This window comes from Providencia sp. PROV032, from assembly GCF_028484875.1.
In the GTDB taxonomy this organism is placed as follows: Bacteria; Pseudomonadota; Gammaproteobacteria; order Enterobacterales; family Enterobacteriaceae; genus Providencia; species Providencia rettgeri_E.
This window is the reverse complement of the sequence record NZ_JAMPSX010000004.1, coordinates 251225-262712: the sequence shown is the minus strand read 5'-3', so window position 1 is coordinate 262712 and position 11488 is coordinate 251225. Positions and strand designations below refer to the sequence as shown.

Annotated in this window: 11 protein-coding genes; 4 read left to right on the top strand and 7 right to left on the bottom strand. The window is 41.2% G+C overall.

Features of this window, described 5'->3' with window-relative positions:
• Position 1: 1 nt before the first annotated feature.
• Complete coding sequence (locus tag PSF42_RS04275) at positions 2–352, bottom strand: ankyrin repeat domain-containing protein (protein WP_272679504.1); 351 nt, start codon at positions 350–352, stop codon at positions 2–4.
• Positions 353–436: 84 nt separating this feature from the next.
• Between PSF42_RS04275 and PSF42_RS04270 the strand changes: the two genes are divergently transcribed.
• A complete protein-coding gene (locus PSF42_RS04270) occupies positions 437–1294 on the top strand; it encodes a LysR substrate-binding domain-containing protein (protein WP_254879800.1) in 858 nt (285 codons plus the stop codon).
• Positions 1294–1644 (top strand): nuclear transport factor 2 family protein, encoded by a 351-nt coding sequence (locus tag PSF42_RS04265; protein WP_136134790.1) that lies wholly within the window; start codon positions 1294–1296, stop codon positions 1642–1644. The genes PSF42_RS04270 and PSF42_RS04265 overlap by 1 nt, the downstream gene beginning before the upstream one ends.
• 65 nt (positions 1645–1709) lie before the next feature.
• Here the strand turns inward: PSF42_RS04265 and PSF42_RS04260 are convergent, their stop codons facing one another.
• On the bottom strand, positions 1710–2675 hold the full coding sequence (locus PSF42_RS04260; protein ID WP_125892018.1) for an agmatinase: 966 nt from the start codon (positions 2673–2675) through the stop codon (positions 1710–1712).
• A 51-nt stretch (positions 2676–2726) separates the two neighbouring features.
• Positions 2727–3911, bottom strand: a complete 1185-nt coding sequence (locus tag PSF42_RS04255) for a sodium/glutamate symporter (protein ID WP_272679563.1) — start codon at positions 3909–3911, stop codon at positions 2727–2729.
• Between the two features lie 318 nt (positions 3912–4229).
• Between PSF42_RS04255 and PSF42_RS04250 the strand changes: the two genes are divergently transcribed.
• Positions 4230–5084 carry a LysR family transcriptional regulator gene (locus tag PSF42_RS04250; RefSeq protein ID WP_125892014.1) on the top strand — a complete coding sequence of 285 codons (855 nt, stop codon included), beginning with the start codon at positions 4230–4232 and terminating at the stop codon, positions 5082–5084.
• An 89-nt stretch (positions 5085–5173) separates the two neighbouring features.
• Here the strand turns inward: PSF42_RS04250 and fbaA are convergent, their stop codons facing one another.
• From fbaA to tkt, 4 genes are all read right to left on the bottom strand, one after another.
• The gene (gene fbaA, locus PSF42_RS04245) at positions 5174–6250 is read right to left on the bottom strand and encodes a class II fructose-bisphosphate aldolase (protein WP_125892012.1); all 1077 of its coding nucleotides are present in this window, start codon (positions 6248–6250) and stop codon (positions 5174–5176) included.
• A 59-nt stretch (positions 6251–6309) separates the two neighbouring features.
• Entirely contained in the window at positions 6310–7473 is a 1164-nt protein-coding gene (gene pgk, locus PSF42_RS04240) for a phosphoglycerate kinase (RefSeq protein WP_125892010.1), read from the bottom strand.
• 92 nt (positions 7474–7565) lie between these two features.
• Complete coding sequence (epd, locus tag PSF42_RS04235) at positions 7566–8585, bottom strand: erythrose-4-phosphate dehydrogenase (RefSeq protein WP_213912930.1); 1020 nt, start codon at positions 8583–8585, stop codon at positions 7566–7568.
• Between the two features lie 318 nt (positions 8586–8903).
• Entirely contained in the window at positions 8904–10898 is a 1995-nt protein-coding gene (gene tkt / locus PSF42_RS04230; protein ID WP_272679503.1) for a transketolase, read from the bottom strand.
• Between the two features lie 87 nt (positions 10899–10985).
• Between tkt and PSF42_RS04225 the strand changes: the two genes are divergently transcribed.
• Positions 10986–11279 (top strand): hypothetical protein, encoded by a 294-nt coding sequence (locus PSF42_RS04225; RefSeq protein ID WP_213912932.1) that lies wholly within the window; start codon positions 10986–10988, stop codon positions 11277–11279.
• Positions 11280–11488: the final 209 nt, after the last annotated feature.

Here is an 11488-nt window from a genome sequence, read left to right as displayed (position 1 = left end):
GTTAGTAGTAAAATATCTTGCAGCCCACGCCCCCGGAATAAAGGTACGGTGAATCTTGCATGTTATCCTTCGCATTCACATCTGCACCGCGCTCAATTAAATAGCGCGCCACATCCACACGGTTTTCATGGGTTGCCGCCATCAACGCAGTGCGTTGACGTAAATCGCGCTGTTCAATATTCGCGCCTTGCTCAACCAAGGATTTAACTGCTTGTAGATTACCTTGTTCGGCCAATGATACCAAAGAGTTAGCTTGTGGATTTGCCATGCCTTTCCCCATAAATATCAATGAAATCATAAGAATGTTAGCTAAGTGAACCAACCATTTGGCACGTAAAAAGAATGTTTTCATGATTAATCTCCCTTATGACTCTTTAATCTACTGAAAAAGTATGCTATTTAAAAATTAAATAACCAAATGATAGGTATTTATAAAATGAATCCGTTGCTCAATCTGGTTTTATTGAAAACCTTCGTCACCGTCGCTGAAACGGGGAATTTCACTGTGGCTTCACAGCATTTAAATTCAACACAATCAACATTGAGCCAGCAGATCCAACGACTAGAAACTTTAGTCGGCCAGTCTTTATTTATCCGAGGACACCGCATACTCACCTTAACCGAAACTGGAGAGATTTTGTTAAGTTATGCAAAAAATATTTTGGCGCTAAATGATACCTTCTTTATGAAAATCACGGGCAATGCCGTCATTCAAACGATTCGCCTCGGCTTCCCTGAAGACCTCGCTTCTGGGCAAGTCACCCCAACACTCGCGGCATTTATGCAAGCGAACCCCAATGTACGGCTAGAAGTTACGAGCGGTTTAAGCCGCCAGCTCCACCAACGTTATCAACATGGGGAATTGGATTTAATCATCGTGAAGCAGAAAAAGGGGGAATTCAAGAGTGACTACTGTTGGCCTGAGCCACTGTGCTGGCTAACCAGCAATCAGCGACAATTACTCAATAGTGACTCTGTTCCGCTCATTGTTTTCCCTGAGAATGGGTTATACCGCAATGATATGTTTAAGTTATTAGATAACGAGCACCGCCCTTGGCACATTACTTATACCTGCTCAAGTCTTGCGGGTATTCAAAGCGCGATTACGGATGGCTTAGGGATCAGCTTGCTACCACTGCGAGCTAAGCTACCACAACACCGTATTTTAACAGAAGATGAAGGTTTCCCTGCCGCACAAAAAATGGAAATTGCCATGCATTTCCAAGCAAATACTTCGGATACGGTGACTCAACTCGCCGAAAAACTGGCACAACAATTGGGAGAGCGCGAGTGATGAATAAACTAATTGAATTAGAGAAAAAATTACATAACAGTACTAACCGACAGAATAGCAATTTTCTTCGCGAGATATTACATGAGGATTTTTTTGAATTTGGTCGTTCTGGCTTTTCAACCGATAAACTCGATACCTTAGCGTCATTGGCTAATGAAACAGCTAAAACGATTTACGCCGAAAACTTCCACTGCTCGCAATTAAGTGATAATACGGTGTTAATGACTTATATCAGTTTTGAACAACAAGATGGGGGTAAAACCAAACTAACTAACCGCTCATCTATTTGGCTAAAAAATTCAGCAAACCAATGGCAATTAAGGTTTCATCAAGGGACACCCGCAAATTAACAATAAAGTGGAAATAAATCACCCACTTTATTGTTAGCACAACATTAATTGGCTAATTGGCTGCGTTATTTCTTATCAAAATACCCTGCGCGAATGGATGCTCCAATTAAATTCACAACAAAGCGCCCTGCGGTCACCCCAGTTAGCTTAGAAGGAATATCTTTGGCTGGAGTAATTTCAACGATATCCATACCAACAACGCGGCCCTTTTTCACTAAACCGTGAATTAGGCTACGAGCTTGCAAATAAGTCACTCCACCGGGAGCTGGGCCATCAACCCCAGGCATAATACTCGGGTCAATACCATCTGCATCAATACTAATATAGTAGTTCGAATTATCAGGGATCCGATCTAAAATGGCTTGCATCCCAACCTCATGTAGTTCATAGGCTGGAATAACATGCGCACCATGGTCTTTAGCCGCTTGGTAATCCGCAGGGCGTCCGCTACCTTGTGCACGTAAACCAATTTGGAAAATTTCACCTATATGCTTCATTTCAGAAGCGCGGCGGATCGGGCTTGAAAGGCCGGTATCCACCCCATTAACCTCTTCACGCCAATCTAAATGTGCATCAATATGCACAAGTGTAATTGGCCCGACTTCATCAAATCCCTGCAAAATAGGCGTTGTGATCCCATGATCGCCCCCTAAAACAATGGGAAGTGCTTTAGCTCTTAATAACTGTCGAATTGCCTCAGCTGCACGCTGATGGTGCTCCCCCAAAGGCTTTGATAAATCAGGAATAACATCACCACAGTCAACAAATTTAATATCTTTACGGCCTTGGAGTAGTGGCCCATCAATATCAAAATCATAATGATCTGGATGCCTAACAATTCGGTCACTCATATCACGTAAATATTGTGGAGCACGAGATTGGTCGTTGGTAAATGCATGAGCACTATAAGCTGAACTAAATGGCATCCCTAGTATGGCAATATCCGCTTCAATGTTGGTTAATTCAGTCACTAACTCTGAATATAAAAATGTTTTATGGCCAACATGTGGGGGAGTCGTTAATTTTTTCATACAAACTATTCCTTCTTAGATTTAGTTTTCTTTCTTTTGTTTTTTTATTTCTTAACCACCAAATGTGTTAGCTAAGAATACAAATAGAGGGACACCAACAATATCTGTTAATACCGTTCCGGCGATTGGAATAATAATGAATGCCTTTCGTGAGAATAAACCGTACTTATTACAAATAGCATCCATCACCACTAAGCCGTTCGGTGTCGCACCTAAACCATGACCAATAAAACCTGCTGACATAACAGCAGCATCATAGTTTTTACCTAAAGCACGATAAACAATAAATATAGCGACTAATATTGTTGTAATGACTTGAGATATTAAGATGATAGTTAGTGGTAGTGCTAACTCATATAATTCCCACAGTTTTAATTTCATCATTGCCATCACTAAAAACATCTCTAGCGATAAAGTAGAAATTAATATTACTGTATTACGAGATATTTTAATTATTGGTTTTCTTTCATTAATTGAGTGAAATATGACACCAATAAATAAACTAAAAATATGTCCAGGAATGGTAAACCCTGTCGCTGTACTTATCCATTTTGCTGTCGGCATTCCGATAGCAAGTATGCTTAAAATGACCGCCCCAGTAATAATGCATTTTTGAGCCGTAACTTTATCTTCAGTGTTGTTACTTTCTGCTAAATTTTCTAAGTCAACATGATCAGTTTCAATTTTTAATTTATTTCTTTGAATTAACCAGTTCCCAACAGGCCCACCTAGAATTGATCCTGCAATTAAACCAAACGTCGAAGCCGCTAACCCAACATTCAACGCTTGATCGTAGCCAAAAGATTCAATCAGCGGCGCTAAAGATGCCGCCATACCATGACCACCTTGCATCGAGGCTTGGCCTGCCATCATGGCAACTAATGGCTCAATATCTAAAACATATGATAAACCAATACTGACACCATTTTGCATAAATGCCAGTCCCCAGCAAATTACCATATAAATCAGTAATATTTTCCCACCGCTCACTAAGAGTTTAACACCTGTCATTAAACCAATTGTGACAAAGAATATATACATCGATAAGTCATATAATGTATTATCAAAATTAAGTTCAACAATATTAAACTGATAAGCTAACCACATTGCAATAGAAAATATAAACCCGCCGATCACCGGACTAGGAATTGAATATTTCATAAAAAATGGAAATTTCTTTATAATTACATTACTAGTCATTAATAATAAAGCCCCTAATGCTGTAAATGTAATCATATCTAATTTTATTGTTAACAATTCATCTGTGACCATAAATGAGAATCCTTTTGTATTTATATATATTTGGATTAATTATTATTTTGTGGCGCCACTTTGGTAATAATCTATTAACAACTACAACTTTAAGATATACGTATCTAATAATAATAAAAGTGATATTTTTGATCCTATGGTTTCATAAAATGAAACCTTTTATGAAAAACAAAAATAATTTTAATAATTAAAATAAACAAACATTATTTATGCAGTTTGTATCTCAATAAAAAGTAAGATAGATTAGTATTTAGTGATTTATTTCACGTAATAGGTATAAATATGCATAATAAAAAATTAACTGAAAAAGACTTAAAATCATTACGTGTTTTTACTTCCGTCGCTGAAGTCGGTGGTTTTTCCATTGCAGAAAAAAAATTAAATATGTCAAAAGCGTCGATAAGTCGCCATATTCGTGACATTGAAGAAAAACTCGGAGTCCAGTTGTGTGAAAGGGGGCCTTCTGGTTTTAAACTCACTGAATCAGGTTTATTTGTTATCGAAAAAGCAAAAACTGCTTTGAAAGCATTAGATAACATCAAAACTGAAGTCGATGAGCGTCATGGGATTTTATCAGGTACATTAGTGATTGGTGTTATTGAGCATATTTTAACGGATCCACTCTGCCATCTATCTGCCACTATCGCTCAATTTACCCAAGCGGCACCTAATGTTAAATTAGAGCTGAGTATACTCAATCATAACCAATTAAACCGAGCGCTCAGCGACAGAACCATTCAAATTGGTATTCGGGGACAGTATCACGAAAACAGCCGTTATAATTATCAATTCTTATTTATAGAAAACCATAAGCTTTATGTTTCTGCGAATACGGCCAACAACAAACATAATCTAGCATTGGTTTATCGGCCACACCCATTCACTGAAAGTATTTTAGCATCGGGTGAATTTAGCCGAGGTCCTGAAGCCGCTGGCCTTGAGGCCGTTGCTACCTTTATCGCTTCAGGCCACTATGTTGGAATTCTGCCCGAGAACTATGCTTCTCATATTAATTTTCGCCACTCACTGGTAGAAATGAACGATTCTCCTGTTTTTCATAACCGCATATGTGCCATCACCGAGGCGAGTAAACCACTAACACAAAGTGAAACTCTCTTTTTAAAATTACTCTCATAACTAAGTGCCCCGTATCTGCATGATCGAAAAATCCCCCAGCAAGTCACCTCACTGGGGGATTTTAAAAATAAAAACTTAACGAATGTTAATTACAGTACATCAACACAGTTCAGTTCTTTGAATGCTTGTTCTAAACGAACAACCATTGACTCTTGTGCTTTACGCAGCCATACGCGTGGGTCATAGTATTTTTTGTTAGGTTTATCCGCACCTTCTGGATTACCTAATTGACCTTGCAGGTAGCCTTCGTTCTTTTTGTAGTACTGTAAAATGCCATCCCAAGTTGCCCACTGAGTATCAGTGTCGATGTTCATTTTAATAACACCGTAGCTTACTGCTTCTTTGATTTCAGCAGCACTTGAGCCAGAACCACCGTGGAATACGAAGTCTAAGCTGTTGTGTGGCAAGTTATATTTTTCTGAAACGTAGTCTTGTGAATTACGCAGAATTTTTGGCGTTAACTGGACGTTACCTGGTTTATAAACACCGTGAACGTTACCGAAAGAAGCTGCGATAGTAAAACGAGGGCTTACTGCACTCAGTTTTTCGTATGCATATGCAACGTCTTCTGGTTGAGTGTACAACTCAGAGCTATCCATACCCGTGTTATCAACACCGTCTTCTTCACCACCAGTACAGCCTAATTCGATTTCCAGTGTCATATCGATTTTAGCCATACGCGCTAAATATTTAGCACAGATTTCGATATTTTCTTCCAGTGATTCTTCAGACAGGTCAATCATGTGAGAAGAGAACAGTGGTTTACCAGTTTTCGCGTAGTGCTTTTCACCCGCATCTAACAGACCGTCGATCCATGGCAGTAATTTCTTCGCACAGTGGTCGGTATGCAGAATAACAGGAACACCGTAGTGCTCAGCCATTTGGTGTACATGATAAGCCCCAGAAATGGCACCTAAAATTGCAGCTTGTTGGCCTTCAGCTTTCAGGCCTTTACCTGCGATAAATGCGGCACCGCCATTAGAAAACTGAACAATAACTGGAGCACGCACTTTAGCAGCCGCTTCAAGTACGGCGTTAATTGAATCCGTACCAACACAGTTCACCGCTGGCAATGCAAAGTTATTTTCTTTAGCAACTGCGAAAACTTTCTGTACATCATCACCCGTAAGAACACCCGGTTTAACAAAATCAAAAATTTTAGACATGTGAAAAGGTCCTGTGGTAAACAGGCAGCCTGTGCTGCCTGTTGTGTATGAACAATTAATTACGCTTTAGCACGTTCTTCTAGCATCACAACGGCAGGGAGCTTTTTACCTTCAACGAACTCAAGGAAAGCGCCACCACCAGTAGAGATATATGAAATTTTGTCAGCAATATCGAATAAGTCGATAGCCGCTAGTGTGTCACCACCACCCGCAATAGAGAATGCATCGCTATCTGCGATTGCTTTTGCAACGATCTCTGTACCTTTACGGAAATTAGGGAACTCAAATACGCCAACAGGTCCATTCCAAAGAATAGTTTTGGCATTTTTCAGGATCTCAGCCAAGCGCTGTGCAGATTCGTCACCTAAATCCAGAATTTGTTCGTCGTCTTTAATTTCAGTACTTGCTTTCAAGGTTGCTGGCGCAGTTTCAGAGAACTCGGTAGCGACACGCACATCCGTTGGTACTGGAATTTGGCAGTTAGCCAGTAATTTTTTCGCTTCAGGGATTAAGTCCGCTTCATATAATGAACGGCCAACATTATTGCCTTCTGCTGCGATAAAGGTGTTTGCAATACCACCACCAACAATCAGCTGGTCTGCAATTTTAGATAGAGAATCTAATACTGTCAGTTTAGTTGATACTTTAGAACCACCAACAATCGCAACCATTGGGCGAGCAGGGTTATCTAATGCTTTACCTAATGCTTCTAACTCACCACTCAGTAGTGGGCCAGCACAAGCCACTGGAGAGAATTTAGCAACGCCATGAGTCGATGCTTGCGCACGGTGAGCCGTACCAAATGCATCCATCACATAAACGTCACACAATGCAGCGTATTGTTTTGACAGAGTTTCATCGTCTTTCTTCTCGCCTTTATTAAAGCGAACGTTTTCCAGCACAACTAACTCGCCTGCTTCGATTTCAACACCGTCAAGGTAGTCTTTAACTAAACGAACTGGGTAATCTATTTTGTCGGCTAGATAGTCAACAACAGGTTGCAGTGAAAACTCTTCGTTGTACTCGCCTTCGGTCGGACGACCAAGGTGAGAAGTGACCATGACTTTAGCGCCTTGTTTCAGAGCAGCTTCAATTGTTGGTAATGAAGCACGGATACGTGCATCAGAAGTAACTTTGCCATCTTTTACAGGAACGTTTAAGTCAGAACGGATGAATACGCGTTTACCCGCTAAGTCTAAATCGGTCATCTTAATTACAGACATGGTGAATCCTCTCGTTGATTCTCTATAAAGTTTCCATCAGCGGCTGTGCAAAGCAATAACATTATCATGCCCTGCTGTCTGTCAGTCGCCAATTAGTTTAAACCTGTCGCTGCCATTGCTAATGTTGTATCTAGCATCCGGTTAGCAAACCCCCATTCGTTATCACACCAAACTAGGGTTTTAATTAAATGCTTACCACTAACTCGCGTTTGTGTACCATCAATAATAGCACTGTGTGGATCATGATTGAAATCCATCGAGACCAGTGGTAATTCTGTGTAGTCCACTATACCACGAAAATGCCCTTGTGCAGCGCCTCGCAGTAGCTGATTGACTTTTTCAACACAGACATCGTCGTGTACGGTAACACTCAAATCAATCGCTGTCACATTCGTCGTCGGTACACGAACAGAAATGGCTTCAAAATGGTCTTTAAATTTCGGAAAAATTCGCGTAATTCCTGCCGCTAACTTGGTATCAACAGGAATGATAGACTGGCTCGCTGCGCGAGTCCTGCGTAAATCTTTATGATAGGCATCGATAACAGGCTGGTCATTCATCGACGCATGGATCGTCGTCACCGTTCCCGATTCAATCGAAAATGCCTCATCAAGTAATTTAATAATTGGAATAATACAATTGGTGGTGCAAGAAGCATTGGAAACAATCTTGTCTTGGGCGGTTAAAGTCTCATGGTTAACCCCATAAACAATCGTTGCATCAAGGTCATCGGTTCCGGGGTGAGAGAATAGTACTTTTTTAGCACCTGCGGCTAAATGTTGTAAACCATCATCCCTTGTGCCATAGGCTCCACTGCAATCCAACACAACATCAATGCCTAACTCTTTCCAAGGTAATTCATGAATAGCCGGTTGATGAAATAAGCGAATATTGTCATCACCAACTTGCAAAAGTGTGCCATTAAGCCGTACATCCCAAGCAAAACGCCCATGACTGGAATCATACTTAAGCAAATGCGCAATACCTTCAGGTTCAGCCAGTTCATTAATCGCTACCACGACAATCTCTGCCCGACGGCCTGATTCATACAACGCTCTTAAAACACTTCGACCAATGCGGCCAAAGCCGTTTATTGCTACCCTGATTGCCATTCTACACCTTGTATCTAAGCAAAATCACACGGTTGCTAAGGATAACTGACTCGCACTCACTCTACTGCTCATTTTAGCTGTAAAACATCAAAAGTGTGCTTCAACCGACATTTTTAAAAAATATTTTCATTCAGTAACACGCAACTGAAACGGTTCAGCTTATCTAAGGTTAGAGTAAGGGATATATTTACAGAACGCAATAGAAAATCATATATTGGTGCACAAAAAAACAACGCCTAGCTTTATCACTCGGCGTTGTTCAGCAAAATATGATTACGAGGGATATTCAGCTCTTGAATCCCCCAAAAAGGCAATCACTTATTTCAGAAGAGATTTCGCTGCTTCAACCGCTTTTTCTGCAGTGATGCCGAACTCTTTATACAGCTCTTCCGCTGGAGCAGATTCACCAAAGGTATGCATACCGATGATGGCACCGTTTAAGCCAGTGTACTTGAACCAGTAATCTGCAATACCCGCTTCGATAGCAACACGCGCTGTCACGTTAGCAGGTAAAACAGCTTCGCGGTATGCCGCATCTTGTTTATCAAATGCATCAGTTGAAGGCATTGATACAACGCGAACGTTACGGCCTTCTGACGTTAATTGGTCTGCAGCTTTAACAGCCAGCTCCACTTCAGAACCTGTCGCAATAAAGATTAATTCAGGCGTACCTGCACAATCTTTCAGGATATAAGCCCCTTTCTCAATATTGGCTAATTGCTCAGCGGTACGAGGTTGTTGCTCTAAGTTTTGACGAGAGAAAATTAATGCGCTTGGGCCATCTTTACGTTCAATAGCATATTTCCATGCCACCGCAGATTCAACTTGGTCACAAGGGCGCCATGTGCTGAGATTTGGTGTCACACGCAGGCTCGCCAGTTGCTCAACTGGTTGGTGAGTCGGGCCATCTTCACCCAGACCAATAGAATCGTGAGTATAAACAAAGATGCTACGCACTTTCATCAGTGCTGCCATACGAACCGCATTACGTGCGTATTCAACGAACATCAAGAATGTCGCGCCATAAGGAATGAAGCCACCATGTAACGCAATACCGTTCATGATAGCTGACATACCAAATTCGCGAACACCGTAGTGAATATAGTTACCCGCAGGGTCAACATTCAGCGCTTTCGAACCTGACCACATGGTTAAGTTACTTGGCGCTAAGTCAGCAGAACCGCCCATAAACTCAGGTAATACTTTACCGAATGCTTCTAATGCGTTTTGTGATGCTTTACGGCTTGCGATATTCGCTGGGTTTTGCTGAAGATTTTCAACGAATTGTTTCGCATCTGCGTCAAAGTTAGCCGGTAATTCACCATTCATACGACGAGTGAACTCTGCAGCTAATTCAGGGAATTGCGCTGCATACGCGGCGAATTTTTTATCCCACGCGCTTTCTTTTTCTTTACCTGCTGTGCGAGCATCCCAAGCTTCATAGATATCTTTAGGAATTTCGAATGGACCGTAGTTCCAACCAAGTGCTTCACGAGTTGCTGCGATTTCAGCATCACCTAAAGGTGCACCGTGAACAGATTCAGAACCGGCTTTGTTTGGTGAACCAAAACCAATGACCGTTTTGCATATAATCAGTGTTGGTTTATCAGCTTGTTTCTTCGCTTCATTGATTGCTGCGTTGATCTGCGATGCATCATGTCCGTCGATATCACGGATAACATGCCAGCCATAAGACTCAAAGCGTGCAGCTGTGTCGTCAGTAAACCAACCTTCAACTTCACCATCAATAGAGATGCCGTTGTCATCATAAAATGCGATCAGTTTATTTAATTTCAGTGTACCCGCTAAAGAACACGCTTCGTGCGAAATACCTTCCATCATACAACCATCACCCATGAATACATAAGTGTGGTGGTCTACAACATCATGACCAGGGCGGTTGAATTGCGCTGCTAGTGTGCGTTCTGCAATTGCAAAGCCCACTGCGTTTGCAATACCTTGACCTAAAGGACCGGTTGTTGTTTCAACGCCTGGAGTATAGCCATATTCTGGGTGGCCCGGTGTTTTAGAGTGTAATTGGCGGAAGTTTTTTAACTCTTCGATAGGTAAGTCATAACCTGCAAGATGCAGCAAGCTATAGATCAACATAGAACCATGGCCATTTGATAAAACAAAACGGTCACGATCTGCCCAGTGTGGGTTTGCTGGGTTATGATTCATATGGTCACGCCACAGGACCTCAGCAATATCAGCCATGCCCATTGGCGCGCCAGGATGCCCTGATTTTGCTTTTTGAACCGCATCCATACTTAGAAAGCGGATAGCATTAGCAAGGGTTTTACGAGTCGTCATCAGTATACTCCAGGTAGGATAAAAACGTACTTAAACCAATTTTTTCAACGCAATACAGATAGTGCTACTTTAATTTCGCTGTAACATGTGAAAACGCCAATTTACCAATGTATCGCCACATGTTGCCTTCCCGAAGAAACCACAACACATCGCCAACAAACTGAGCATTTCACGAATAGAGCGATTGAAAGTAACCCAATTCTACCCATACCGCAATATTTGCTATGTTCATGGCAGCAGATCGCTAATAAATTGAACTGCCGCAAAGCTGAATCCATTCCATTGCGCAAAATATCCCTTAAGACTTACATTTTTGCGCAAGTGACTAACCTTATTAAACCTGAGTTCAGTGTCTGGGATCAAGGTGATTTATGCTTCTAGCACATTTAGCTGCCACATTAGTGATAATTGGCAAAGTTTTAGACAAAAAAAAGCGCAATATGCCCGAATATTTTTGTTTGAGTTGAGTAAAAGACCTAGCCTTTCTAATGACTATTAATAGATAGAAGTAACATGAATTGAAAAAAGTGTCTCTGTTAACATCAAGTGACGAATAGACTGAAGAAATATCTAATTGAAGGACTGCATAT

Bases quoted from the DNA above. Each gene is read 5' to 3' on its own strand.
- PSF42_RS04260 (WP_125892018.1), bottom strand. From the start codon at position 2,675: ATGAAAAAATTAACGACTCCCCCACATGTTGGCCATAAAACATTTTTA.
- PSF42_RS04250 (WP_125892014.1), top strand. From the start codon at position 4,230: ATGCATAATAAAAAATTAACTGAAAAAGACTTAAAATCATTACGTGTT.
- epd (WP_213912930.1), bottom strand. From the start codon at position 8,585: ATGGCAATCAGGGTAGCAATAAACGGCTTTGGCCGCATTGGTCGAAGT.
- PSF42_RS04275 (WP_272679504.1), bottom strand. From the start codon at position 352: ATGAAAACATTCTTTTTACGTGCCAAATGGTTGGTTCACTTAGCTAAC.
- PSF42_RS04255 (WP_272679563.1), bottom strand. From the start codon at position 3,911: ATGATTACATTTACAGCATTAGGGGCTTTATTATTAATGACTAGTAAT.
- fbaA (WP_125892012.1), bottom strand. From the start codon at position 6,250: ATGTCTAAAATTTTTGATTTTGTTAAACCGGGTGTTCTTACGGGTGAT.
- PSF42_RS04270 (WP_254879800.1), top strand. From the start codon at position 437: ATGAATCCGTTGCTCAATCTGGTTTTATTGAAAACCTTCGTCACCGTC.
- pgk (WP_125892010.1), bottom strand. From the start codon at position 7,473: ATGTCTGTAATTAAGATGACCGATTTAGACTTAGCGGGTAAACGCGTA.
- PSF42_RS04265 (WP_136134790.1), top strand. From the start codon at position 1,294: ATGAATAAACTAATTGAATTAGAGAAAAAATTACATAACAGTACTAAC.
- tkt (WP_272679503.1), bottom strand. From the start codon at position 10,898: ATGACGACTCGTAAAACCCTTGCTAATGCTATCCGCTTTCTAAGTATG.